The 26,991-nt window shown below is 65.4% G+C and carries 18 protein-coding genes and 1 tRNA gene; 6 read left to right on the top strand and 13 right to left on the bottom strand.

Translation table 11 applies throughout. From position 1 onward, the window contains the following. Positions 1 to 23: 23 nt before the first annotated feature. The 6 genes from WFP78_RS10350 to WFP78_RS10325 all read left to right on the top strand — a co-directional run bounded on the left by WFP78_RS10350 (position 24) and on the right by WFP78_RS10325 (position 3,358). Complete coding sequence (locus WFP78_RS10350; RefSeq protein WP_336961486.1) at positions 24 to 674, top strand: CoA transferase subunit A; 651 nt, start codon at positions 24 to 26, stop codon at positions 672 to 674. After that, positions 671 to 1,333, top strand: coding sequence for a 3-oxoacid CoA-transferase subunit B (locus WFP78_RS10345; RefSeq protein ID WP_336961483.1), 663 nt, complete (start codon positions 671 to 673; stop codon positions 1,331 to 1,333). The genes WFP78_RS10350 and WFP78_RS10345 overlap by 4 nt, the downstream gene beginning before the upstream one ends. Before the next feature lie 19 nt (positions 1,334 to 1,352). Further along, positions 1,353 to 2,090 (top strand): acetoacetate decarboxylase, encoded by a 738-nt coding sequence (locus WFP78_RS10340; RefSeq protein ID WP_336961480.1) that lies wholly within the window; start codon positions 1,353 to 1,355, stop codon positions 2,088 to 2,090. A gap of 290 nt (positions 2,091 to 2,380) precedes the next feature. Continuing rightward, positions 2,381 to 2,554 carry a hypothetical protein gene (locus WFP78_RS10335; RefSeq protein ID WP_336961478.1) on the top strand — a complete coding sequence of 58 codons (174 nt, stop codon included), beginning with the start codon at positions 2,381 to 2,383 and terminating at the stop codon, positions 2,552 to 2,554. Between the two features lie 35 nt (positions 2,555 to 2,589). Further along, the gene (locus tag WFP78_RS10330) at positions 2,590 to 2,937 is read left to right on the top strand and encodes a hypothetical protein (RefSeq protein ID WP_336961476.1); all 348 of its coding nucleotides are present in this window, start codon (positions 2,590 to 2,592) and stop codon (positions 2,935 to 2,937) included. Between the two features lie 214 nt (positions 2,938 to 3,151). Further along, complete coding sequence (locus WFP78_RS10325) at positions 3,152 to 3,358, top strand: hypothetical protein (protein WP_336961474.1); 207 nt, start codon at positions 3,152 to 3,154, stop codon at positions 3,356 to 3,358. Between the two features lie 131 nt (positions 3,359 to 3,489). Here WFP78_RS10325 and WFP78_RS10320 read toward each other — a convergent pair. The 13 genes from WFP78_RS10320 to WFP78_RS10260 all read right to left on the bottom strand — a co-directional run bounded on the left by WFP78_RS10320 (position 3,490) and on the right by WFP78_RS10260 (position 26,820). Continuing rightward, positions 3,490 to 3,563, bottom strand: a tRNA-Gly gene (locus tag WFP78_RS10320). Between the two features lie 249 nt (positions 3,564 to 3,812). Then, on the bottom strand, positions 3,813 to 5,717 hold the full coding sequence (locus WFP78_RS10315; RefSeq protein ID WP_336961472.1) for an HAD-IIIC family phosphatase: 1,905 nt from the start codon (positions 5,715 to 5,717) through the stop codon (positions 3,813 to 3,815). 1 nt (position 5,718) lies between these two features. Then, on the bottom strand, positions 5,719 to 5,964 hold the full coding sequence (locus WFP78_RS10310) for an acyl carrier protein (RefSeq protein ID WP_336961469.1): 246 nt from the start codon (positions 5,962 to 5,964) through the stop codon (positions 5,719 to 5,721). A 33-nt stretch (positions 5,965 to 5,997) separates the two neighbouring features. After that, the gene (locus WFP78_RS10305) at positions 5,998 to 7,182 is read right to left on the bottom strand and encodes a hypothetical protein (RefSeq protein ID WP_336961467.1); all 1,185 of its coding nucleotides are present in this window, start codon (positions 7,180 to 7,182) and stop codon (positions 5,998 to 6,000) included. A gap of 1 nt (position 7,183) precedes the next feature. After that, complete coding sequence (locus WFP78_RS10300; protein WP_336961464.1) at positions 7,184 to 8,752, bottom strand: MBOAT family O-acyltransferase; 1,569 nt, start codon at positions 8,750 to 8,752, stop codon at positions 7,184 to 7,186. A gap of 390 nt (positions 8,753 to 9,142) precedes the next feature. Beyond that, positions 9,143 to 10,927, bottom strand: a complete 1,785-nt coding sequence (locus WFP78_RS10295; protein ID WP_336961462.1) for a hypothetical protein — start codon at positions 10,925 to 10,927, stop codon at positions 9,143 to 9,145. Continuing rightward, complete coding sequence (locus tag WFP78_RS10290) at positions 10,924 to 11,883, bottom strand: alpha/beta hydrolase (RefSeq protein WP_336961460.1); 960 nt, start codon at positions 11,881 to 11,883, stop codon at positions 10,924 to 10,926. The genes WFP78_RS10295 and WFP78_RS10290 overlap by 4 nt, the downstream gene beginning before the upstream one ends. Then, on the bottom strand, positions 11,880 to 15,137 hold the full coding sequence (locus WFP78_RS10285) for an ATP-grasp domain-containing protein (protein ID WP_336961458.1): 3,258 nt from the start codon (positions 15,135 to 15,137) through the stop codon (positions 11,880 to 11,882). Before WFP78_RS10285 ends, WFP78_RS10290 begins: the two co-directional genes overlap by 4 nt. Before the next feature lie 15 nt (positions 15,138 to 15,152). Further along, the gene (locus WFP78_RS10280; protein ID WP_336961455.1) at positions 15,153 to 19,925 is read right to left on the bottom strand and encodes a CapA family protein; all 4,773 of its coding nucleotides are present in this window, start codon (positions 19,923 to 19,925) and stop codon (positions 15,153 to 15,155) included. 54 nt (positions 19,926 to 19,979) lie between these two features. Beyond that, positions 19,980 to 21,194, bottom strand: coding sequence for a beta-barrel domain-containing protein (locus WFP78_RS10275; RefSeq protein WP_336961452.1), 1,215 nt, complete (start codon positions 21,192 to 21,194; stop codon positions 19,980 to 19,982). Between the two features lie 55 nt (positions 21,195 to 21,249). Continuing rightward, complete coding sequence (locus WFP78_RS10270) at positions 21,250 to 23,460, bottom strand: type I secretion system permease/ATPase (RefSeq protein WP_336961449.1); 2,211 nt, start codon at positions 23,458 to 23,460, stop codon at positions 21,250 to 21,252. Next, positions 23,457 to 24,785, bottom strand: a complete 1,329-nt coding sequence (locus WFP78_RS10265) for a TolC family outer membrane protein (protein ID WP_336961446.1) — start codon at positions 24,783 to 24,785, stop codon at positions 23,457 to 23,459. Before WFP78_RS10265 ends, WFP78_RS10270 begins: the two co-directional genes overlap by 4 nt. 112 nt (positions 24,786 to 24,897) lie before the next feature. Beyond that, positions 24,898 to 26,820: a BapA/Bap/LapF family large adhesin gene (locus tag WFP78_RS10260; protein ID WP_336961443.1), complete on the bottom strand. Its 1,923-nt coding sequence runs from the start codon at positions 26,818 to 26,820 to the stop codon at positions 24,898 to 24,900. Positions 26,821 to 26,991 lie beyond the last annotated feature (171 nt).

The raw sequence follows: 26,991 nt of genomic DNA, 5'->3' as shown, positions 1-26,991 counted from the left end.
CCCCGTTTTGAAAGAACATCCCCATGCAAAAATGCCTTTCCGCTGAGGAAGCGGCCGCGCTGGTGCCCGATGGCGCGAAGATCATGATCGGCGGCTTCCTGGGCTGCGGCACCCCGCATCGCGTGATCGACGCGCTGCTCGATGCCGGCGTCGGCGACCTGACCCTGATCGCGAACGACACCGATCGCGCCAATACAGGCATCGGCAAGCTGATCCACGAACGCCGCGTCCGCCGGGTCGTGGCGACGCATATCGGCCTCAACCCCGAAACGCAGCAGGGCCTGCTGGAGGGCGGCTTCGAGGTCGACCTGGTGCCGCAGGGCACGCTGGCCGAACAGATCCGCGCGGGCGGCTATGGGCTGGGCGGTGTCCTCACCAAAACCGGCCTCGGCACGATCGCGGCGCGCGCCGGGCAGACGATGACGATCAATGGCGAGGAATGGCTCTACATGCCGCCGATCCGCGCCGATTTCGCCCTGATCTACGCCGACAGCGCCGATCAAGCGGGCAATCTCGCCTATCATTTCACCCAGCATAATTTCAATCCGTTGATGGCGATGGCCGGCGAGACGGTGATCTGCGAGGCGCGCGAGATCGTGCCCGTGGGCGTCATCGCGCCCGACCATGTGAAGACGCCCGGCGTCGTTGTCGACTATCTGGTCGGGAGTGCATGACCATGACCTATCAGGACATCATCCAGCGCCGTGTCGCGGCGGAACTGCGCCCGCACACGCTGGTCAACCTCGGCATCGGCCTGCCGACCGGCGTCGCCGCCTTCGTGAAGCCGCAGGACGGCATCTTCTTCCAGTCCGAAAACGGCCTGGTCGGCATGGGCGCGGCGGCAAGCCCGGAATTCGCCAACCCCACCCTTACCGATGCCGGCGGCAAGCCGATCACGCTGGTGCCCGGCGCCATGTCGATCGACAGCGCCCTCTCCTTCGGCCTCATCCGTGGCGGGCATGTCGACACGACGGTGCTGGGCGCGCTGCAGGTCGATGAAGCCGGCCGCCTCGCCAACTGGATGGTGCCGGGCAAGATGGTGCCCGGCATGGGCGGCGCGATGGACCTGGCGTCGGGCGCCAAACGCGTCATCATCGCCATGCAGCACACGGCCAAGGGCAAGCCGAAGATCGTGCCCAAATGCACCCTGCCGCTGACGGCGGACCGGCGCGTGACGCTGATCATCACCGAAATGGCGGTGATCGAGCCCACGGACGCGGGCCTCATCCTGCGCGAACGGGCGCCGGGCGTCACGCTCGCGCAGATCGTCGAGGCCACCGAGGCCCGGCTGATCTTCGAGGGCGACGTGCCCGAAATGATCCTGAACCCCTGAACCGGAAAGAAGACCAGCCATGAAGATCGAGCATATCCGGGACCGGGCGTTCGCCATCCCCTTCACCAGCCCTTCCTATCCGCGCGGCCCCTTCCGCTTCTACGACCGGGAGTTCGTGATCATCACCTATCGCACGGACATCGACGCCCTGCGCGCCGTGGTGCCCGAACCGCTGGAGGTGGTCGACCCGGTGGTGAAATATGAATTCATCCGCATGCCGGATTCGACGGGTTTCGGCGATTATACCGAAAGCGGCCAGGTGATCCCCGTCCGCTTCGACGGGCGCGAGGGGAATTATACCCACGCCATGTATCTGGACGCCGCCGCGCCCATCGTCGGCGGCCGGGAGATTTGGGGCTTCCCCAAGAAGCTGGCCAAGCCCACATTGCGGGTCGAGGGCGAGGTGCTGGTCGGCACGCTGGATTGCGGATCGATCCGCTGCGCCAATGCGACGATGGGCTACAAGCACGACATCCTGCCGCTCGAACCGATCATGGCGAGCCTGCAGCAGCCCAATTTCCTGCTGAAGACCATGCCGCATGTCGACGGCACGCCCCGCATCTGCGAACTGGTCGAATATCATCTGGAGGATATCGTGCTGAAGGGCGCCTGGGGCGGCCCGGCCAGCCTGCAGCTGTTCGACCATGTCCGCGCCGACGTCAGCCGGCTGCCGGTGCGCGAAGTGCTGTCCGCCGTGCATTTCGTGACGGATGTAACCCTGGGCCTGGGCACGGTGGTCCACGATTATCTCGCCTGAACGGCGCCTGGCGGATCATGGCCACCGCCCGGTTGCTTCGCCCGATGAGACGACGCATGGAGATTTCAAATCCGCCAGGCCCCGCGGGAAGGTTGCCGGGTGATGTGGTAGAAGATGAGGCAGGCGAGACAGCCGCATAGCGGTCCGCCGAACATGGCGATCAACATCTCGATGGCCTTCGGCATGCCGGCACGATCGTCCGCGCCATGGCCTGACGCTGGCAGTCATAGGCAATGCCGATCTTATTCCGGCGATTGCCGTCATCGTCCCGAGCGGCCATAGCGCTGCTCATGGATCACACTGTAAAAGATATGTTGCTCAAAGCCGTGACGCGCCTGCCCGACTGGGTCAGGCACGATCTTGCCGCCAGGGACAGCGGCGTTCGCCTGCGGGCAGAGGAAACGCTGGTGGCGATGATCGCCAATGCATTGGACGAGGGCACCGGCGAAGCGCCACGCGATTGACGCGGAAACGGCCCATGATCGGGAACGGTGCCCTTATGAGGAATCTCCCGTCCCTTCCCCCGGCGCGATCCGTCTGGCCGATCGCAGCGACGTTGGCGGTGCTGGCCGCCAGCGCTTCGGCCGCTGTCGACAAGGGCAGCGCGGCGGGCAAGCGGATATCCGTCAGCTGCGCGGCGGGGCGCGGCTTCGCAATCCAGCTGGACGACCGCCAGGCCATCGCGTTCGTGGATGGCCGACCGGTGCGATTGACGCGGCGGCCTTCGTCGCTGGGAATGCAATATCGCTCCGGGGACGCCGCGCTGATCATCGACGGGGATTTTGTCGCCTTCGTGCTGAAGGACGATCTGGCCTATGAGGACTGTCGCCTCGTGCCGCGGCAATGATCGGCGGATCGGCCTTTGGCCAGACCAGTGCCTGCCTTCCGCCTCGCTGGGCGCGGCGCCCTGCCCGGCGATGCCGGTGAAGCAGGGCCGCCCCTGTGAAGCCGGTCTTCTGCGGCTTTTGCCTATATGGGCGGGACGATGCCAGGGGCGATTTCCACGCGGACACCCATCTTGGCTCTGGACGCGCCCTGCCCGCGCTGGCTATCGGGCCGCGATGAGTATCATCGCCACCATCATGAACACCGCCACCGGCCAGCCCATCCAGAAGATGACATTCGGCCGGATGCCCAAGCCCTGGGCGACCTTCAACCTTGAAACCGGCGAACGGGTGACTGCCAGCCGCGTCCATGTCGGCAAGCCCGAACCGGGGAAATTCGCAGCGCCGGTGGAAGTGTGGGTCACGCTCAAGCCGAAGGATTGAGCGATCCGCCGGGTGCGCCTCCGGCCCGGACAGGCGCACCTCAAGGCCAGGGAAGATCGACGGGCAGTCCACGCACCGGCCGCCACGGAAGGCGGGACGGCTTCTAAAGCTGTCAGGACCGGTGGAGATGCTGGAGCGGGTAGCGGGGATCGAACCCGCATCACAAGCTTGGAAGGCTAGTGCTCTACCATTGAGCTATACCCGCAATCCCTGCGGAAATCAGTCACCTGGCAGAACGGCCTGAGGGGCGAGCCGCAGGCTGTTTCATGGTGCTGGTTCCGATGCGGTCCGCCAATGCCATTACAACGGCCGCTTCGTCAACATATGTTCTGCGATCCTGCGCCGACCATGCGCTCCTCTGTCGCGCAACCGGGCGATGACGCGCAGCCTGTCCGATGCCGGCTGGATCGAGCATGCGGCCGCCACGGCGACGGCCCGGGTTCCGCCCCTCCTGTCATCCCGGCGCGACCGCGACCGTCATGAACACAGGTTCGGGCGCGAAATCGCGCGTGGCGCATGTGAACCTGGCCTTGCCGTCCCCATCCGTTCCGTTCGGGAGAAAGCCCAGGCGGGGATAGAAATCCGCCACCATCGCATTGCGATCCGTCGGGATGTAGACGCCGCAGACATGATCGACGCCGGCGTGCCGGGCCGCCTCGAAGAGACTGTTCATGATGGCCTGCTCGACCCCGCGCTCCAGCACGCGGCAGGATTGCAGCCAGCTGTCGATCTGCCAGCAGGGGTCATCCTTCCGCACGATGACGACGCCGATCATGCCATGCTGGGCAAAGCGGTCTTCCAGCCGCACCTGCCACCCCATCAGCCCGCGATCGGCCTGGATCGCCTTCACCTCCTCCTCATTATAGCGGCGGGTGGTCAGGTTGAACTGGTTGGACTTGTTGATAAGCTGCGTGATCCGCGCGCGCCCGACATCATCGAAGGGAGCGATCGTCATCCGCATGTCCAGCGACTTCAGATAGTCTTCGTAATTGCCGATGCGCGCGCGCACCTCCGCGGCGGCGGCGCGGCCGCCATAGCTGTCCGCCCGCGCCATATCCTCCGCATTCAGGGGGCCATGGCTGAACACCCCCGATCGGGCGACGCGGTCGATGAAGAAAGACGGGTCCTCGCCGATCTCGATCGTGGAGACCAGCGGCAATGCCTGGCGCACGCGGGCCCGCTCGGCGGGATTGTCATCGACAAAGGCAAGCGATTCCAGCCCCAGGCACAGCGTTTGCGCAATGGAGCGGATGTTCGTCGCCTTGTCCTGCCAATTGGCCTGGAACAGCGCGACATGATGCTCCTTCAGCAGCATGTCGGGATGGTTGCGAAAGGGCTCGCGCGCGATGGCATCCTCATTCTTCGAGCAGACGGCCAGAACCACGCCCCGTTCGCGCAACTGGAGCACGAAGCGCTGGAAAGCGACAAAGGCTTCGCCCTCCGCCGAATTCTGGCCGATGCGGATGCCGGACAGGCCGTCATCGCCGATCACGCCGCCCCAGAGCGTATTATCGAGATCGAGCACCAGGGCGCGCGCGGCCTTGCCCTTCAGGGCGGCAAGCAGGGCCGAGAGCGAATCCGCCGCCAGCGGACAGGCACTGAGGCTGAACGGGATCTTCGCCGCATGATAGAGCGCGGGATCGAACCACTGGTCGAGGCCCATGCGGCCGGCCAGCGCGGCCTGATCCCAGATCAGCCAGCGTCCGCGCGCCGCGCCGTCGGCGATCAGCAGGTTGAGCCGGTGCCGGAACCGCGCGCTGGAGCCCGGCGTGGCAAGATCGCCCGCCCCGATCTGCGTCGTGGGCGGCAGCGTGGCGAAGATGGCGGGACACCCGGTCTTGTCCCCGGCCGCCTGTGCCAGCGCCGCAAGCAATGTTTCGGCATCGGCCAGCGCCCCGTCCTCCGCCGCGAGGTCCAGCAGCGGCCGCGCGCCGGCAAAGGCGCTTTCGTCCAGGACCACCAGCAGCGCGTCCAGCGCTCCGAAGACGTTGGCGGACGAGAAGGCAAAGCTAGCGATCGCGTCATAAGGCGCTTCCGGCGCGGAGATGAGGAGGCCGCGCGCCAATCCCGCCGCGCCGAGCGGCGCGGGGAGATAGCTCAGCGTCCGGCTGCCGAGCAGGCCCAGCCGGACACGCGTGAAACCGTCGGCACCGGCCCGGCCGGCCCTGTCGAGCGCCTTTGCCAGCCGTTCGGCTCGCAACTGCTCGCGCACGCCCAGTTGCTGGTTCGCCAGCGCGCGGGCCGCGACAGGATCGATGGCGCCACCGCCCATGACCGTCGTTTCCAGGACGCTGCATTGCGCGGCCCAATCGGCATCCAGCGGCGCGCGCCATGGAAAGGGAGAGGCCACCCCGGCCATGTCAGCCGCTCTGCCTGACGGTGGCATCGACCAGATCGCCGAGATTTTTGAACCCCTGCATTTCCGACGTGCTGAACCGCACGCCCAGCTCCATTTCGATCATCACCATCAACCGCACATGCGAAAGGCTGTCCCATTGAGGCACCTCGCGGGCGGTCGTCTCCAGCGTGACCGGCCCTTCATATTCGTCGAACAGGTCCCGCATGATGTCGGTAATCCTGGAGAGCATTTCATCCTGCCTGATCATGAGGCCGACTCCCTGTCATAATGGCTTCCCGGTTCAGATGTCCGGAAGGCTCCTGGTGCCCAGACTGGCGAGATGGCTGTTGCGGACCCGGTAATGCTGCACCGCCGTCCGGATCTCCCGCACATAATTGTCGACGCTGGCGGCAGTGAGCTGGTCCTTGCCCGTGACGATCCCGGCGACGAAGCGGCGCAGGATGACGGGGTTGTAGACATGGCCGGGATCGCGGAAATTGGCGAGGTCGCCGGCGATCTCCGGGTTGCCGTCCAGCGCGAAGACGCGGATGCCGGGAAGATGCGCCACCGCCAGCACCAGGCAGCGACGCGCGATCATCTGCTCGTCCAGCATGGTCGGCCCGATATCCGTCTGGCGCGCGTAATAATCCGCATAGGAGATGACGGGCATGAGGATATCCACCTTCACCCCCCGCGCCGAGAAGGCGCGCAGATTGGGCAGCAGCTGTTCGTGGATGGCGCCGAAGCTGGCGCAGGTCTTGCCGCTCGACGCGCCGATGGTGGCGCGACGCTGGTCGATCAGCCGCTGGAGCCTGGCCATCTGCGACGGGCGCTGGAAGCGGCGATACTGGTCGCGGACATAGCGGGCATAATTGCGGTCGTCCGGATTATTGTAGCTGAGGTCGCCGCTCAGCAGGTCGATGGCATCGTCGATCGCCTCCAGATTCACCATCCGCATGTCGTTCATATGATGGTTGTCGTAGAGGAAGGTCGGGAAATTCCTGTTCGCGACGGTCGGGCCGCGAATATACATCCAGTCGAACGTCAGGATGACGCGGCGGACGTGCGGGTTCTTCTTCAGCCGGTCGAGGATCATGTCGCGATCCTTGGGGCGCGGGCCGCCATAGCTCAGATTATAGACGACAGCCTGCGGCCCCAGCAGCGCGCGCATATAGGAAGGCGAATACATGGCGGTGACGGAGCTGCCGACGAGGAAGGTGTTGATCTTCGGATTCTTGGTGGCGACGTCGATCCATTCGACCACCTCGTCCCGCGGCGTGTCGCTCAGTTCGAGGGGTGGCCGCTTGCCCCAGCGATAGATGTCATAGGGATCGGCGGCCACCACAAGCGTGACCAGCAGCAGATAGACCGAACCGATAAAGGCAAAGGCCAGCAACATCGGCAGGGCCGCCCGCGCCCGAACGGTTTGCAGGGACGGCCTGGCTGGCCCCGGCGGTGGCGTCACGCTGTCTCCCGTCTCCACCATGTCAAAATCCCTGATAGAGGAAGGGGGGCTGGCGGGAGACATAATAGAGGGACGAGAAGACGAGCACCGTCACCAGCCCCGCCTGCCCCCAGCCGGGCCGCCAGCGTCCACGCAGGAAGGCCAGGCCATAGCTTTGATTGTCATAGGTCATGATCGCCGGGCGATAGCGGCGCATCAGCTCGACGCTGTTGGGGCAGGCGTAGATGATGAAGAAGGCCGCGGCCAGGATCAGCACCGGCTGCTGCATGTCGAATGCCGAGGGGGTTTCGGGCGAGGCGCCGAACATCTGCGCATAGAGATGGAAGGCGCCGCCGACGCTTTCGGAGCGGAACATGGCCAGGCTGAGGCAGAGCGGCAGGAAGAAGATGAGACGCTCCACCATGGCGCGGAGCGCCGGCGCCATGGCCGTTCGTCTTGCCTTGTACCATTTCGACGCGCGCACTTCGGTTTCCAGCGCATACCAGAAGCCGTGCATCAGCCCGAAGACGGCGAACGTCCACAGCGCCCCGTGCCACAACCCGATGATCTGGAAGTTGATCAGCATCGGCAGCCACAGGCTGAGGAGATGGAAGGGGATCGGGCCGAGCCTGCGGACCATGGCATAGCGCGTGCCCGCGACGGACAGGGGGGTATAGAGGAAGCGGGCGATGACGCGCGTCAGCGTCATGTGCCAGCGACGATAATAGTCGATGATGCCGGTTGCCTTGAAGGGCGAGAAGAAGTTGATCGGATAGCGCAGCCCGAACATGCGGGCGAGCCCCAGCGCCATGTCGGAATAGCCCGAAAAGTCGAAATACAGCTGCGCCATATAGGCGAGCGCGCCGATCCATGCCTGCACGGGCAGGATGGGCGCGCCCGCGCCGGCGCTGGTGAAGACGATATCGACCGTGGGCGCCAGATTGTCGGCGATCACGACCTTCTTGAACATCCCGATCGAGATATAGCTCAGGCCGACGGCAAGGTTGATCGGATCGAATTGCAGGAATTTGCGGGACTTCACCTGGGGATGGAATTCGCTGAGATAGGTGATCGGGCCGATGATGAGCTGGGGAAAGAAGGCGACGAACGCACCGTAGCGGCAGAATGCGGCCAGCCCTTTCCGAAGGGAACCGAGATTGCCCAGGAACTCGGTGACATTCTTCTCGCGGGCATAGGCATCCGCCAGGAACGCCGCCTGATGGAAGGTGTAGAAGGAAATGCCCGCAGGGATCGCCAGCCCGGCAATGTCGACCAGCAGGCCGCTGCCCGGCCCCAGCAGGAGGGTGACGATCTTGTACTTGAAATAACACAGCGTCGCGCCGTTGTAGAACTGGCCGAGCAGATAGATCCGCCGGCGCTGCCTGTTGCCCGTTTCCATCCGCGTGATGACGAGCGCGACCGAAAAATTCACGATCAACGCCAGGATCAGCAGCACCGTCGAGAACCAGCTGTGCGGGATGTAGAAAATCACGGAGGACAGGAACAGGATGATCAATGCCGGCGTGCGGCCATAGATCAGCAGGGCCGTATAGAAAGCGACCAGCGTGACCGGCAGGAAGACGAACAGGAACAGGGGATCTGTGAAGATCACGGCCGCCTCGCTCGCGCGTCCATAGGATGACCAGCATGTTGCAGCTGGCATAAGACAAAGGGCATGCCACCTCCCGGCCCGATCGTTTCGGCTGCAGCCGGCATTCCGGCCGTTCAACCCGTTATGGCTTAGGTTATCGGCTTCGTACCGGGCGAGGAATAGGCGCATAAGGATAGCCGCTGGGCGTTCCGGTCTATCCTATTGGGGTATCGGGCGCTGAGAGATCGTTTGGGAAAGCCGGAAGAGCGCAACGGCTTTCCGATTCGTCGATGCCTGTCCCGAGCCGATCGAGGTGCGTCCGTTCCGCTGGCCTCCGCCCGGGCCGGTGGAGGCCATTGCCGCGTTCCAGCCGTCCGGCAGCGATACCGTCACGCGACCGGCGCGAATGGATCATGGCATCGCGATCTGCGCGTCGGGCATGCATTGTCTGGCGCAGAAACCGGCCATGCCCTCATGGAGGGCGCCGACCAGCGTCAACGCCGCGGCATAGTCCCTGGCAGCATGGAAGCGCTCGAACTCATAGAGCGCCGACACATAATGCGCCTGTGCGGCGGTCATCCGGGACAACGTCCCCCGCGCCCGGCTGGCGCCTGCCAACGCGGCCTCGAGTTGCGTCAGGGACTCGGCCGTCACCGGCCAGCCGGCGCCGACCGGTTCCCAACGCCAGCGGCTCCAGTTGCACATGACCGCGCCCTTGTCTCCGCCGCTCGCCATCCTCCTTCGACCGAGCATGGGCAGGACCAGCTGTCGCGGCAGCCGACCCAGCATGTTCAGGATATCGGGCCAGCGACCCTCCATCTCCTGGCAGCGCCCGGCCCCCGGACGCGACGAGGAGAAGAGTTGAAGATGGCGCCAGTCCACGGCTTGGAGACGCTGGGACAAATGCGGCCTGCCCCGATCGTAACGCGCGACGACGGTTTCGGGGAGGTCGCAGGCGAGCAGTTGCGCCCGCAGCCCCCGCATCGAGGCGGCGCGATCGCGGGCGGACATCCACTGCATGGCCGCATTCCAGCCGAATATCAGGCAGGAATGCCCCGCCACGCCCTGCGCGCCCAGAAATGGCGGGGCCGGCCAGGAGGCGGAGGCGACCTGCAATATCTCCCTTTCATGCGCGGCAAGATCCTGCTGCGATTGATGGAAGAGCTTGAGCAGGAATGACTGCGCCTGCGTGCCGACCAGCCCCGTCGCCGTGATATAGACGACCCTGCCATTCTCGACGGGATGGCAATGCACGTCGAACGCGTCGCAGAGGGAGGCATGATATTGCCTGAGCAGCGCGTCGATCCAGTGCTTGCGCTGGTCCGCCGCCAGCAAGGCATGGAAATCGCCATCGACCCGCGCCCTGGGGTGCCATGGCGTCCGGGCGTCGAACAACGCGCTGACCTTCGCCTTCTGATGGTTGAGCAGCAGAAGATCCCGATAGGCCGCGGCAACGAACAGCAGGGCCTGCCTGACCAGCAGGACGGAGATGAACGCCGTCGTCAGCCCCGGGAGATTGCCCTGCCAATAATCGTTGATGGCCCAGCCCACCATGTAAAGGAAGCCGCCGCCCCACCATGTCTTCACGACCAGATCGGTCGGCAACCGGTATTTCGACAAGGATCGGCTGGCGCGCCAGCAATAGGCCGCCGCCATTCCCGCGCAGAGATAGATCACGAACCCGAGCAGCAGCGAGGGATAGGCCCATGCAAGCCAGCACAGGATCATCGCGCAGCATATCGCCACGGCCAGCAGCCGCAGCAGGCGGCGATAATAGCGCGCGGCCTGCTCGCGATGCCTGTCGAACAGCCCGATTTTCTGATTCCGGCTGAGAACCGTCTCGACAGCACGGTCACAGATGTGACGGACGCCGATTTCCGAAATGATATGGAGCAGGAAGAACCCCAACGCACCGGCGCTCAGGATGGGGACAAGCTCTCTCGCATCATATTTCAACAGGAAGGCGGGCAATGTCCTTGGGATTCTGTTCGCGCCGACGATGATCAGTATCTTCCACGGCAGCAGCAGCGCGACGACCAGGGTGATCTGCGACGCCACATAAAGGAGCACATAGGCGATCACATATCGCAGCGTGGCTGAAAATATCGGGCCATAGACGGCCAGCACGCCGCCCAACCGGTGCTGGGTGCCGCCATCCGTCGCCTGGCGGCGGCCCTGGCGCGTTGGAACGCTCATGCGCCTCCCCTGGCGCAGCGGGCAGCCATCGCCAGCCCGATCGAATCCTTGAGGTCGTGATAGTCCGGCGCGAGGGCCGCATGGTCGATCAGGCGGACCCGGTGCCCTTGCCGGCGCAGGGCATCCGCAAATTTCTTCTGCAGGGGAAAGGGCGTGACGCGATCCTTTTCATTGCCGATCACCAGCACCATCCGTGCAGGGTCCCGCACGATGCCTTCCACATGATCCAGCGGATCATAGGGGGATGGCAGGCCCGTCAGGTCCAGCCCCGGCTGCACCGCCCGCCCCTCCTCCTCGCTCACGATCCGGGCGCGTTCGAGCAGGGAAAACGCACCGGACGTCAGCACCGCGCAGACAATATCCCTGCGCCCCATGGTCAGCAGCGCGGCGGCGGCGGTGGCCCCGCCGCTGTGGCCGAGCAGGACGAACCACCCGATACGATAGCGCGCGCGGATTTCGTCCAGAGCCGCGTTCAAGGCCAGAAACTCGCTCGGCTGCCGGCGCCGGAAATGGTTTCCGCTGGAACCATAGGTTCCCGGCCGCGCGACCACGAGGACGGGCAGGCCGACGCGCTGCGCGGTCCGCTCGGCAATCGCCTCCTGCTCGCGCGCCGTATTTCCGTGGATATCTTCCGGCCGGCGACCGATCAGGCCGCTGCGATCCCCGTGGAAGATGACGATCGCGACCGGCGCGCGTTCCACATCGCCCCCAGAGAAATAGCGGATGCAGTCCTGGCCCCGCGCATAGTCCACCCACACGGCGTCCGACGATAGCGGGCAGTTCTGCTTGTCGGCCCGCGCGTTCCACAGCAGCGGCCTGGCCTTGTCCTCCGCCGGCCCTGCCGCGCCGCAGACCAGCAGCAGCAGCGACGCGATGAGGCGCGATGCCCCCCGGCCACTCCCCGGGAAGCTGGATGAGGGCGCGCACCCTTTCCCGGAGCCGTCGCGGCGCGTCATGCGCGCAGGATCTCGAAACCCTCGGGAACATCGCCCGCGAACACCGATGTCAGAGCCTGGCTCACCGGCATCGTCCGCGACCCGGCGGTGCAGGCCCTGACCATGTCGTCGACCGCATTGGCCGGCCCGGAGACGATCACCTCCACCCCGGTTTCCGACCGCGCGCAGACCGTTCCGCTGAGCGCGCGCAGATGCGCGTGGCGCCAGATGCGTTGCATCAGCGCCTCCACATCGCCTTTGGCCACAGCGAAGATCTTCACGGATTTCCGCTTCCCGCGCCGCGCCGTGGCCGTTCCGGGAAACAGCGCCTCGACAAGAGCGCCGGCGGTATCGCGAGGGGTGCCTTCGGTGACGAAATGGTGCAGGCCCATGTCGGGATTGGCGTTCACCTCGATCACCACCCACCGCTGGTCGTCGGGCGATCTGGCGATGTCCTCGGCGATCAGGTCGAAGCCGATGTGCAGCGGGTCGAAGACGGCCTTGCGCGTCCGGACGGCAATGTCCGTCCACCCCGGATGGACATGCTCCGACACGTCCAGGCTTTCCCCGCCCGAACCGATATTCGCGACGCTGTGCAGCTGGAGATACTGCCCGGCCGCAAGCACGGTGCCACCGTCCATGTTCCGTTCCGCAAGGTTGCGGACCATCATCGGCGTCAGCTTGATCGGCTTCGAGCCGTCGTGCGGACTGTGTCTGCGCTTCTCGTTCTTGATCGCGATCAGCGCGTCGACAGTATGCACGCCATCGCCGACCAGATGGGCCGGGATACGCTGGGTGGCGGCCCGGATGGCGTTGCCGATCACCAGCACCCGATAGTCCCGGCCGCCATGATGGTCCTCGACCATGATGGTCGGTGAACCGGTGGCCGCCGCCTCCCGCCATGCCTGGTCGAAATGCGCGAAGGATGAGATTTCGGTGGCGACGCCGGCCCCTCCGGAGCCGGTCATCGGCTTGATGACGACCGGCGCCTCCAGCGACTGCGCGAAGGCCCAGGCGTCCGCCATGGCATCGGCCTGGAACATAGCCCCTCGCGGGGTTCTGACCCCCGCTTCCCGAAGCAGGTTCTTCGTCCATTCCTTGTTGTTGGAAGCGGCACGGGACACTGCCCGGGTTCGATCCGACATGCCCTGGAAGAAAGCCGCATGCATCTTGTGATCGGAAAGGATGGTCACGTCCTGGCTCAGGATGTCGACCCGCAGGTTTCGCGCATATGCCGCCTGGCGGATCAGGCGCATCTGGGTCGAGTAATCGCGCCTGAAGGAATCGCCCCCGCATGCGGCATGATAGGGTGCGGCCGGAATGACGGCCGGTATCCGACCTTCCGTGCTGTCCCGTTCCGCCGCCCGTGCCTTGCGGTAGCCACAGTCCAGCAGCGCGCGGGGCAGATCGGATGCCGGCGGCCCGAAGGCGGCGAAACAGGGCGTGGCAATCGCCGGATTGGAATTGATCTCGATGATGCAGATATTGCCGTCGCTGTCCGCGTCCGCCGCAAAATCCTTCACCAGGATATCGAGACCGAGCAATATCGCGCCGGGGACCGCTCTTGCCGCCTTCTCCGCCAAGGCGACGATCGAGGGGTGCAATCGATCGATGACGCTGACGCTCTCGCCGCCCATCGCGACATTGGACACCGTGGAGAGACGCACGCGTTCGCCCTTCGAGGGGATGTCCGATATCGCCCTGCCGTCAAGTTCGAGCTGATCGAAGCTCTTGACCGGGTAGAGCTTCAACAGCGGGTTTTCCCGGCGCGCCGCGTTCTTCCGGGCAACCAGGTCCCCGATCGTGCGCACCCCGTCGCCGATGACATGGGCCGGAACGCGGCAGATGGCAGCGGCCAGCCTGCCGCCGATCGTGATGATCCTGACCTCGTCGCCCGCAACGAAATCTTCAACGATCACGCGCGCGCCAAGGGCAGCAGCCTTTTGCCATGCCGACGCGAAGGTGGGCTCGTCCATGACCCCGGCCGTCACCCCATGGCCGCCGGCGCCGGCCGCCGGCTTCACGACCTGCGCCACGGTGCGCGTGCGGAAATAGGCCAGCGCCCTGCCCTGGTCGGTAAAGACCCGCCCGGCGGGCACCGCAAGCCCGTTCCGGGCCAGCAGTGCCTTGGTCACGACCTTGTTCAGGGTGATGCGGCTCGCGCTGACGGAGATATCGGGCGCATTCTGCTGGAAGATGATGTCGCGGTTGCGCCTGGACACGCGATAGGCCAGCGTCCTCACCGGTTCGACCGCAAAGCCCTGTGCGCGAGCAACATCGCCGATCAGATGCCGCGCGATATCGCCCCGGCGCCCGTGATAGTCGGACGCGGAGAAATCATTGGCGCCGCCCGCGACGATCGCGTCGATGATCCGGGCGTTGGTGCGCTCGCCAAAGGAAGGCCTTGTCCTTGCCGCCTGTCCCTGCGCGCGTGCGGCAGCGTGGTTCGCGCCGTCTCCGATCCGTCCCCCTCCCACGGCCCTTGCCGCCTGCCGGCCCGTCAGCCCGTGGAGTTCCTCGGCGATATTGATCCTGGGCGGACGATAGTCTTCGATCTCCCCCCGTGCGACGCGCCGCTCCAGCGCATCGAGGAAGCCGTGGATATCGGTCACGTCCAGCCCCGCCAGATCGCGCACATGATATCGCCACCACGCCACGTCGAGGATGCGCGCGATCGTGGCCTGGTCGAAACGATATCGGATCACCTTCGCCGGAGCGCCGCCGACGATGGCGAAGGGCGGCACATCCTTGACGACCAGCGCGCCGGCGGCAACGACCGCGCCATGGCCGATGGTGATCCCCCGCCGGATCAACGCCGCATTGCCGATCCAGACGTCGTTCCCGACGATCAGGGGGCCGCGATCGGTCTCCTCGAAGGGGGAAACCTGGCTCGATATCTTGAGACGCCGCTCCATCCATCCGGTATAATAATCCCGGCAGGCGAAGGGGTGCGTGCTGATGCGGTCCAGCGGATGCTCATTGCCGATCAGCCGCGAATAGGGTGCGATGCTGCAATATCGCCCGACATCGGCGCCCCCGCCAAAGGCCGAATGCATGTAGGAAAACGCCCCGCAATTGCTGAAGCCCTTTCGACCCGACATGGACGAGAACGGCTCGACCATGATGGGCGACCTGAGCGTCACCACATCGCCTTCCCTGTATATACCCCTCGTCTTGAAAGGGTGGAGAAGATAGATGCTCTTCTTCACGAAGAAGTCCTCTATCGCCTTGCTCCATGCGAATGCATATGGATATGTCACAGCTTCTTCGCTCATGCCTGTCGTTCCATATCATTCAACCGGAGCGGCAGCGCCCGCGGGCGCTTCCGAAAGCGCGGTCAGCAGCCGGCAGACCTCCCCGAAATCGGAATCCCGGCGCGATCCCTTCAGGAGGACGAGATCGCCGGCCCGCAATTCGTCGTGGAGATAGGCGGCAAGCGCGGCGGCAGACGAGAAATGGGGGCCAAGCACATGCTCGGGCAGGACCGCTCGCAAGGAATGCATTTCCTCGCCATGCGTCACGACGCTGTCGGGCGATGCCGCCAGCAAAGGCGCCGCCAGGCTTTCATGCAGCGCCCGGCTGAGGTCGCCCAGATGGACGATCCTGCCCAGCACCGCGATCCTGCGCCCCTCGCCGGCGGCCGGCATGTTGGCGAACACGGCGATCGCATTCAGCATCGAGCTGACCGTCGCGTTCCAGCTGTCGTCGATGATGTCGGCCGTGCCTTGCGGGCGAACCGGAAGCGTCAGGCGCCGGAGGCGGCCTTCCTCCGGCGCGATGCCCGTCAGCGCATGGGTGCCGGCTTCGAGGTCGCGCCCCATGGCATAGAGCACGCTCATCGCGGCGAGGGCGTTGTTGGCCATGCCCGGTCCGGGGAGCGGGACGTCGAACGCGATCGTTGTACCCTCCGGCGTCCCGATGCGGATTCGGCTCCCATGCGCGCCATAGGTCCGCTCAAGGATGCGCAGGGTCGCGCGATCGCTCTCGCCGAATGTGACGACCCTTTTGGCATGAGCCTGCGCCGCGGCCATCACCATCTCGAAATGGGCAAGATGCTCACCGACGATGGCGATGGCGGCGCCGGTCAGACCGTCGAAAATCCGTGATTTCCATTTTGCCGTATCCTCGACCGATGCGCCTCGCCTGTCGGTCTGCGACAGGCCGATCTCGGTGATCAGCGCGATCGTCGGCCGCAACAGCCGCGTGATCGGCCCGCGCTTCATCCACAGGGCGCTTTGCGCGACCTCGATGATCGCAGCCTCATGATCGGGCGACAGATTGGCCATCACCGCGGGCGCGCCGACGCGCGAATTATAATTGCCGAAGCTCGCGAGCGCGGGGGTCTTGCCGCCCAGCAGGTGGCGCAACATACCGACGGTGGTCGATTTCCCGGCCGTGCCCGTGACCGCGACCACCTCATGATCGAAGCGCTGGCGCGCGGCGAGCCCGAGTTCGATGAGCGCGCGCACCGGATCGTCCACCTGCAGCACGGGGAAATCCTTGGGCAACCCGGCCACCGGCTTCGCCACGATCGCGCCGGCGAGCAGGCCGGCGCGGCGCTTGAGCGATCCGTGCGTGTCCCAGCGCCTGCCCGGCGTGCTGTACTGTTCATGCAGCGCAAGCGTGTCATAGTCGGATGCGACATAGAGAATGGGGCCCTCCACCAGCTCGACATGGGCGAAGCCGCGGATCACCGAGCGCACATGCCATCCCGGCGGCGGGCGCACCAGCCAGGTCCCGCCGGTCACGGCCGCCAGCTGATCGGCAGTCCAGGTTTCGCCCGGCACGCCGTGGCGGACGATATCGGGGAATTGGGTGCGATAGGAGCGTGCCGCCGCGCCGGCACCGGGCAATGCCGCCTTTGGCAGCGCAAGCGTGACGATATGCGGCAGCGCCACCGGCGACACCGCATATGCCTCCGAAACGATGCCGACGGTCAGCTGGAGGTCGACATTCACCCAGTCCTTCAGATAGGGCGGACGCAGGCCATAATAGTCGCGATAGACCTGTCCCGGTTTCCAGCGGGTCGTCGGCAGCAGCCAGTCGCACGGATCATGGTCCATCCCGGCGCCCCATGGTTTCATCGAGGTGGGCGCGACCGGCACGCCGCGGATATCGAGCCGGATGTCCTCATCGACGGCGGCATCCGCCCGCCAGAAGGTTTCGACCCACAACATGCGCCGGCGCCTGATGCTGCCCGGCTTCACGCGCACGCCGAGCAGCGTCAGGGGGCCGAGCCGGACGGGCGCGATACGCGCGTCGTCCGGCACCTCGTCCGCCAGCCATCGCCCGTCCACATCGGCCACGCCGCCCGCAATATCCTCCGGCCGCAGCGGCGTGGCGTGCATGACCGGCATCGCGGGCACCCGCCCGGCCGGCCGCGGCGGCGGCGAGAGGCCGATCGTCCCGGCGCCGCTGGCTGTCAGGGCAAGTCCGGTTCCCATGTTTCGGCACAGCGCGGCGAAGCGGCGCGTGGCGGCGGCCGCATCCACGCCTTCGCGCTGCCGGCTGTGACCGAACCCGCCGCCGATCGGCGTGAACGTCACCCGCTCGACCCCGTTTGCGCTGAGTTCCAGCGAAAACAGTCCGCTATCGCTCAACGTGCCGCGCATGGAATCGAACAACAGGTCGCCGGCATCATGGATGATGGGCCTGCCCCGATGGAGTTCGATGCCCTGCAGCACATGGGCCGACGAGCCGAGAACGCCATCCGCGCCGGCGTCGATCAACGCCCGGCCCACCGCCACCTCGTCGGCATCGGGCGCGGCCGCCAGATTCTCGCCCCAATGCACCGCAACCAGCACGACCTGCGCCCTGGCGCGGGCCGCCGCGATGCGGGGCGCAAGCATCTCCCGCCACAGGGCGGGGTCGTTCAGCGGCAGATGGGCGGACCCCGGCCGGTCGGCGGTTGCGGCGAATCCGGGCTGGGTGGCGTCCAGGGCGAAGATCGCCACGTTCAGATCCCCGGCCCGCCTGATGACAGGCGTGAGGGCGGCCTCCAGGTCTTTTCCGCTGCCGGTGTGGCCGATGCCCGCGGCATCCAGCCAGCGCCCCTGTTCGAGCAGCGCTTCGGGCCCATAATCCCCGCTATGGTTGTTCGCCGTGACCACCACGTCGATGCCGGCCTGCGCCAGCACGCGCAGCATCTCCGGGCGGGCGCGGTAATAATAGGGGCCCTCCTCCCCCTTGCGCACGCCCTGCTCGCCGCCTGTCGCGACGACGCATTCCAGATTGACGATGCGCAGATCGGCGGCCCGAAGCGCCGGAACGCGCAGGATATTCTCCACGCCCAGCCGGGCGGTGCGATAATGCTGCCTGCGGCCGAGATTGACGTCGCCGCCCCATGCCACGACGGGGCCATCGGCAACCGGATCGGGCACCAGTGCGGCCTCATCGACCCCGCGCTGCACCAGAAATTTCCAATAGGCCACATAGCCCGACAGATAATGCTCGACATCGTCGATGCGCACGCGGAAGCCGTGATGGCGGATGAAGAAGCTGCCCAGGATGTCGCCGGGCTTTTCGAAATACATCGCCAGCTCCGGCCAGAAATGGCCGTTCAGCATGTGATGGGCGCGCTTGTGCAGCGCATGGTGGAATTTGTCCAGGTCGACGCCGGCCAGCAGCGCGTCGCGATCGGGGTGGTCCTGCAGCCGGCCGATCATCTGCTCGGCCGCCATCATCAATTCCAGCAGGGTCGGGAACGTGGTGATCCGTTCGATCACGAAATCCAGATAGGTCGCGAAATTGCGGATGCCGAATTCGAAATAGGCGCGCTCCGGCCGATGGCGGGTCAGTTCGTTGACGCAATAGCTCAGCCAGTGATCATGGGCGTTCCAGTGCTTCTGCCGGATGAAATGCCCGAACGCCCGCTCCACCGCCGCGATCCAGCGCGGATCGCCGGTGAGGTCGAAGAGGCGCATCAGGCCAAAGGCCGCCTCGCCATCATAATAGATGATCCGGAACGCGTCCTTCACCGCAAGCGACGGGTGATGCAGCACATGGACGAAGGCACCGCTCTCCTCGTCCTGCATCGAGAGGATGCCGGTCGCCAGTTCCTCAAGCAGCGGCAGATATTGGCGGTCGCCGGTCAGCTCGGTATATTTGACGAGCGCCAGCAGGCAGACGGCGTTGCCGCCCAGCTTGATCTCGTCCCGCTCGTCGACCAGGAAGGCGGCGCGCACGCCCGAGGCCAGCGCCGTCCGCACGATCAGGCTTTGCGTCAGATAGGTCAGCCCCCGGTCGATCGCGGCCTTGACCTGCGGGTCGCCGGTCACGTCCCAGGCTTCGATCAGGGCATAGAGCGAACTGGCATGGCGCAGGCCGTTATAGGCGTCGATGGCACGGCCGAAACAGGGATGCCAGCCATAATGGAACCGGCCGTTCGCGCCGATCTGGCGCCCCAGATAGCGGCTGCTGTCATCGATCAGGCGATGCACGTCGTCCGCGCGCATCTCCGCGATGGCACGGCGGCCCGCATCGGGGCCCGGCCCATGGAGCCGATGGACCTGCGCCTCCCCGTCCGCCACGAAGAGGCCGCGCGAGGAGAAGAGCCAGACAGGCGCATCGTCCGCCAGGTCGACCTGGCCAAGGCCGTGCCGCAACCGGGCATAGCGGCGGACATTCTTCTCGTTGACGATGCAATGGTCGATCTTCGGGCCGCCATAAAGCATCGCATTGGCGTTGATCTCGGTTTCGAGGAAGCCGTGCCGGCACTCGGCGTCGAGCGCGATCCCAAGGCGGAAATAGTTGCGCTTGGTCCTGGCCAACAGCTCCCTGAGCATCCCCCAGGTCGTGGCCTCCATGGCATCGACATGATCGACCCGAAGCCAGCGGACATCCATCTGCCGGTTCCGGGCAAGATGGCGGACACGCTCGCCGCCGCGCCGCCAGGCTTCCGAAAGGCTCGCCCCCTGGACGGTGACGACGCTCGCCCTGCCCTGCCCGTCGCTGATCGAGAAGAACAGGATATGGGCGCGGCTGCGCCCTTCCAAAGCGACGGCTGTCTCCTTGAGCGATGGATAGAGGGACCGCAAAAGCCCGGTAAGCCTGTCTTCAGCCAAAGAATGCACCTCCCACAAATATCATCACAGTCACGGTCCTCCCCGCCGGAGACATCATCGTTCGCGCAGCGCTTCCCGCGCCCGGTTGAGCGGCTTGACGAGATATTGGAGAACCGTCTTGCTGCCGGTGTGGATATCGACCGTCGCGATCATGCCGGGGACGATCGGGAACCGCTTGCCCGCCTTGTTGACCAGGGCGTTGGAACTGGTCCGCACGAACACGCGATAATAATAGACGTCGGGCTTGGCTTCGTCCTGGATGGTGTCGGGCGAGATCGTCGCGACCTTGCCTTCCAGCCCGCCATAGATCGCATAGTCATAGGCCGTGATCTTGACGCTGGCCCGCTGGTCGGGATGGATGAAGGCGATGTCGCGCGGCGAAATGCGCGCCTCGACCAGAAGCTGGTCGTCCAGCGGGATGATCTCCATCAGCTTGCCGTTGGGCGGGATGACGCCGCCCACGGTCGACACCTCGATATTCTTGACGATCCCGCGCACGGGCGAGCGCAGCGTCAGGCGGGAGAGGGAATCCGCGCGGCCCTTGATGACGGAGGACAATGTGTCGACCTCCGCATTGGCCTTGGCGAGGTCTTCGCGGGCCTGCACCATATATTCCGATGTCAGGTCCGCCTTGCGCAATTCCAGCTCGGCGACCTTCTGGCGCAGGCGCAGCACCTCCACATTGCTGGCGGCCCCGACCGAGATCAGCGACTCTCCGATCGAAAGCTCGGCGCGAAGCTGCTTGAGGGATTCACGGACCCAGCCCAGCGACTGGTCCAGGCTGTCGCGACGGGATGCGTAGAGGCGCGTCTCGGACGCCTTGAGGTCCGGAAAACCGTCTAGCTCGGCGGGGAATGTAAGGGGGGTCTGATTCACCTCGGCGGTGAGGCGCGCCACGCTGGCCAGCGCGGCGCGATATTTCGCGGTGCTCTCCCCGACATTGGACTCGGTCATCGTAGGGTCGAGCCGCGCCAGGATCTGTCCGGGCTGGACGATGTCGTCCTGCCGCACCTCCATCCGGGTGAGGATTCCGCCCTCAAGCGACTGGATGACCTGTTCCCGCATGGTCGGCACCACCCGCCCCGTCCCCGTCGACACCTCATCCAGATCGGCGAAGAACGCCCACAGCAGCATCGCGGCGAAGAACGCCACGATGACGACGACGATGCGGGAGGAACGCACGAGCTTCACATCGTCGGTCTCGCCGAAAACCCAGCTTTCATCCTTCACGCCCGCTTTCAACCCGTTTGCCACGTCTGTCTTTCCCATCAGAATTGCTGTCGTCCGCGCACCCATCTCCCGCCCTCCGTCCGGGGCCCGCCCGTCAGCCCTCCTCTCCCCCGGAGGCGGGCCTGCCGCGCTGCTGAAGGGCGCCCAGCACCTCCGATTTGGCGCCGTCGCGGATGATCGTGCCGTTTTCGACCACGACCATGCGGTCGACCAGGTCGAGCACCCGCATGCGATGGGTGGCGACGATCACCGTGCGTTCGGCGCTCCAGGCCCGAAAACGCGCGATGAAATGCCGCTCCGTGGTCTCGTCCATCGACGCCGTGGGCTCGTCGAGCAGAACCACCGACGGTTGCCGGACGATCAGCCGCGCAAGCAGCAGGGCCTGCTTCTGCCCGCCCGACAAGCCATGCCCCCCTTCGAGCACGACATGGTCGAGGCCCCTTGGCAGCCGCTTGATGAGATCGTCGGCGCCTACCATCGCGAGCACGCCGAGCATCTCCTCTTCCGAGGCATGGGGCGCGCCCAGCAGGATATTGTCGCGCAATGTGCCGTGGAACAGCCGGGCATTCTGGGTCAGAAGGCCGATGTCGCGGCGCACGTCGGCGGGATCGATCTGCCGCAGCGCGATATCGTCCAGCAGCACCTCGCCGGAGGATGGCTCAAGCAAGCCCGACAGGGCCTGAAGCAATGTCGACTTGCCCGCCCCGTTCCGCCCCAGCACGGCGATCTTCTCCCCCGGCCTTATCCCCAGTTCACGCACCGCCAGCGCCACCGGAGAGGCGTCGTCCCCATAGCGGAACACCGCCGATTTGAACCGGTATGCGCCCGCGATCCTCGGCTTGTGAATCCGGCTTTCCCGCTCGGGATGGTCGACCGGCATGCGCATGATCTGATTGAGGCTCCGCATGGCGACCCGCGCCTGCTGGAAACGGCTCATGATCTGCGTGACATGCGCCAGCGGCGCCATCATGCGGGAGCCCAGCACGGACAGGCCGACCAGCGTGCCGGTGGTGATGTCGCCGGCCATGACGATAGGCGCCCCGAAAAAGATCACCGAGGCGAAGACGCCGTTCTGCACATTGTGCGTCCAGACCGACAGGCCGTTGGTGAGCGCGCGCAGCTTGAGCTGCGATTCCCCGGTGACGGCGTTGAAATGATTCCACTGCTGCTGGAAGCGATCCTCCGCCTGCAGCATCTTGATGTCCTCTATCCCCTGCACCGCTTCGACCAGCATCGCGTTGCGCAACGAGGATTCCCGCATCGATTCATTGGCATGGGCGCGCAGCTTGCGCTGGACCAGCAGGCCGGGCGCAACAAGCAGCAGCAGCGCGCCCAGCGGCACGAGCACCAGGGGGCCGCCCAGGAACCAGAAGACGACAAGGAACATCAGGAAGAAAGGGATGTCCGCGATCGCGGTCACGGTCGTCGACGTCAGAAGCTCGCGCACATGCTCCAGATCGCGCAATTGCGCGATGAACGTGCCGGTCGATGTCGGCCTGACGCGGTTGCGGACACGCAGGGCATGTCCGAACACCTGGTCCGACATGCGCAGATCGGCGCGCTTGCCCAGCAGGTCGGTGATACCGGTGCGCAACCGGCGCATGATGAAATCGAACGCGATCGCGAGCAGCACGCCCCCGAAGAGAATGTAGAGCGTGGGATAGGATTCGGCCGGGACGACGCGATCATAGACCTGCATCGAGAACAGCGTGCCCGCAAGGGTAAGGGCATTGGCGAGCAGCGACGCCAGGAGGATATGGACATAGGGGCGCAGGTCGCGCAACACGATCCGCCGGAGCCAGTGCCCGTCAAAGGGCTCGATATAGGCGTCGACGCGGGCATCGGGCGCCGAGCGCGCGGGCCGCGGGATGACGATCCGCCGGACGGCGCCCATGAGATCGTCGACCGGGAGGCTGGTCAAAAGCCCCTCATCGCCCACAAGCTGCACATTGGCCTCGCCCGCGCCGCTCAGGCCCGTGACGACGGCGACCTGGCCGTTCCGCAGCTCGAGGATCAGCGGCAGCCGCCAGCCCGATGCGGCCAGGTCGAAACCGTCCGGTTCCGCGACCTTGATGCGCAGGCCCAGGCTGCGGGCAAGATTGTGAAGCCGCGCCGCATCCTGCTCGGCATCGTCCCATCGCGCCGTGTTGGACGCAGCCTGCATGGACAGCGACAGGCGATAATGACGCGCGACAAGGCGCAGCGCCTCCAGCCAGGGCGCAACCTGGAACCGGCCGGCGGCGCCCGCCGCGATGGCCTCCACATCGACCTGGTCGACATCCGCCTGTCCCGGTCGCTTGCTCACAGCGTCACGCCCCGCAGGGTCATGCCGGTCAGGGCAAAGGAATCGCGCGTCGATCCGCTGTTGTAGAGGCAGTCGGTATTGAGCCGACGCACGTCATGGATGGCGTTCACCTGATCGAAGCGCACCTGATGCAGCTCCTGTTCCGCATTGAGGAGGTCGAGCAGCGTTCTGGTTCCCATTTCGAAATATTGAAGCCGATAGAGCTTGCCGGTCTCGCGCATCATCTCCTGCCGCAGCCCCAGCGTAGCGATCATGTCCATGAGGCTGGAAATCTGTTCGCGCGCCTCCCCCAGATTGCGGCCGACCTCGACCCGTGTCGCGGCCAGCGCCGCCTCCGCCGTCTGCAACGCATAGCGCGCGCCGTCCCGACGCGCCCGTGTCGCTCCGCCCTGATAGAGGCTGCTGGAAAGCGTGAAGCCGACGGTCACTTCGCTGCGGTTGGAGAAAGGGTCCCGCACATCGGCGCCGACATCGGCGCCCAGGGAAAGGGTGGGCATGCTGTCGGCCTTGCTGCGGTTATAGCGCGCCAGCGCCTCTTCGCGCTGCGCCTCATATTGCATCATGGCAGGCACCCGTTCCCAGTCGGGCGTCGCCGCCGAGCATGCCTGGCCATACCATCCCGGCACATCCTCCGTCACATCGACCGGGCGGTCGCTGCCGACGAGATGGCGCAGATTGCTTTCCCAGCGGTGCAGTTCCGCCGTGATCTGCAGGATCGTCGCTTCTGCCGACTGGACGCGGGCCTCGGCCTGGAGGGCATCCGATCGCGTGCTGGCACCGCGCTCGGTGCGATAATGGACCAGCTTGTCGATGGCCCGCAGGCTTGTAAGCTGATCCCGCGCGACCGCGAGCAGCGCCCGGTTGCGCTGCACCTCGACCACGGCATAGGCGGTGTTGCGGACAAGATTGTCGACCGCGACCAGCAATTGCGCGCGGCTGACCCGGACACTGGCCTCGGCGGTCGCGACCGAGCTGGCCACCTTGCCGAAATCGTAAATCATCTGCGATCCGGAAAGCGTCGTGCGCGGCCGCCAGCTGCTGCCGCCCGAAATCTCCAGATTGGAGCCGACGCCGCCGCTGATCTGCGGGGAATAGCCGGCCCTGGCTTCCTTGACGTCTTCTCCGCGCTCGTTGAGGCCGCCAATGGCCTGGTCCACGGAGGGATGCCAGGCCACGGCCTTTCGCACGGCGCTTTCCAGGGTCAATGCCGCCACGTCGGCATCGCTGGCCGCCACGGGGTCCGCGGCGGCCAGATGGCTGCTCATCATTGCGGCACCCAGGATCGCGGACAGCATCAACGGTCTGCGCAGGTTCGATCCCTGCATCTTTATTCACTCCTGGTGTTCGCGTGCGCGCAATCATCGGTCGGAAAAATGTTGAGTGCCGGACGGTGGCTGTTTTGGGTTTCGTCCGGCACTCAACGACATTCCATCGCTGTCAGATGGCAGCGACGGAATGCTGCGCCCATTGATCGTGAAGCGGGTCCTCGACGGTCGTCGGCAGATAGTCGACGAGGACATCAAGGGTCACCGGTTCAGCAGCGTCGTGCAATACGCTGCCGGCTTCATTGTCGTTGGACACATCCGGCAGGTCGACCGTGCCGTCAGCCGCCCCATCGCCGGAATCCAGCAGTCCTTCGGGCATCTCGACCTCATGCGATGGCGGTCCGGCTTCGAAGTCGGTGCCATCGTGCGAGGCATGGGATGCATCCGTTTCGTCGGCAGCCAGATGATCGAGCGGCACCACATCGTCCGACGCGATGGCGGCATGATCCGTCGCCGATCCACCGTCATCCACGCTGAGGAGCGACAGCGGCGCGATGTCGCCCATATCCTCGGCGATGGTGATGACCAGATCCGCCGTGACCGTGTCCCCATTGGGATGCACGAGCTGGTAACTGAACGTATCGCTCTGGCCGATGCCGGCAAGGTCGGCATTGGGCTCATAGTGATAGGTCCCGTCGGCTTCGATCGTCAGCACGCCATGGGCACCGGTGACCTGCACGCCGGACGGCGTCGCCACCACATAGTCGGTGCCGTCGAACACCCGCAAATAGGTGTATTCGGAACCGAGCGTGTCGTTGCCGGTGATGACATTGCCGTCAACGCCGGTCAGGTCGCCAGGCACATTCTCGGTCAGGTGCGTGGTCTCGAACGTCACATCGCCTGTGATGGTCGTGAGCAGCCCAAGGCCGGAATTGCTGACTTCCAGCCGGTACAGGCCCGCCGCCAGACCGTCGACATTGGCCTGGATGGCATCGGCGCCGATGCCGATGATATCCAGCAGGCCGCCGTCGCTGCCATTTGCGATCTCCACCCAGTTGCCGTCCACCTGCTGCTGCAGCGAGAAGTTCAGCGACGTGGCCAGATTTGCCAGGCCCGACGACGTGATGTCGAACGCGGCATTGGTGACGGTGTCCGCCGCGACCGTGAAGTCGTAGGTATCGGACCCTCCGAAGAGCAATATGGAGGTATACTGGATGGCATTGTCCACGGACTCCGACGTGACGAGGTTGACGACCTCGATCTGCGCCTGGCCGGCATCGTCGTTCGCCACCATCACTTCGGCCGGGGCCGAAAGGTCGGTGTCGTTCCAGACCGTCGCGGCATCCGGACTGTCGATGCGGATATAGAGGCTGGCATCCGCTTCATCGCCGTTCGGATGGACGAGCCTGTAGTCGAACTCGTCCACTTCGCCGACAGCCGTCGGATCGCCGTCCACCTGATAGCTGTAGCTGCCATCGGCGTTGATGGTGAGCGTGCCATGCTCGCCCTCTACGACCATACCATCGGTGACGGTGATAAAATTGCCCGAGCCATCGTCGATCTGCAGCACCGCCAGATCATCGGGACCGCGCGAGTCCGTCTGATTGTCGGGGCTGGCGTCGGTGAGCACATTGCCCTCGATCGCCGGGCCCGCAATGCCGGTGAAGTCCGTCAGGCTGGTATCGGTGAATGCCGCCTGCCAGTCCACGGTCGTCCCAAGGGACAGAAGGCCGCCACCGCCATAGGTGAGGCGATAGTCGCCGGCCTGCAGATCCTCCGCCGTGATGGTCACGCCCTCGCCGAAGATCCCCAGCAGATCCAGAAAACCGCCAGCCGACGAATTGCCGACCTCGACCCACTGACCATTTTCGAACCGTTCGAGCGTGGCCGAAGCGCTGTCCAGAACGCTGAGCAGGTCATTGGCCTGAACCGCGAATGTCAGATCCGACGTCACGCCCGGCGCAACCGAGAATTCGGTCGTCCAGCTGGTCGAACCAATCCCGATCAACGCGAAGTCGCTGCCGCTATCCGCATGTGACGTGATCAGCGGCTCAATGTCGACCGAAGCGTGGTCCACATTGTCATAGGCTGTCACGTCGGCATCGGCATCCGCGTCTGCGTCGGCGTCGGCGTCCGCATCGGCGTCGGCATCAGCATCAGCGTCAGCGTCCGCATCGGCATCCGCGTCGGCATCAGCATCAGCATCAGCATCAGCATCAGCATCAGCATCAGCATCAGCATCAGCATCAGCATCAGCATCAGCATC

This window comes from Sphingobium aquiterrae (genome assembly GCF_037154135.1).
GTDB classification, from domain to species: domain Bacteria; phylum Pseudomonadota; class Alphaproteobacteria; order Sphingomonadales; family Sphingomonadaceae; genus Sphingobium; species Sphingobium aquiterrae.
This window is presented reverse-complemented; position numbering and strand designations above follow the sequence as displayed.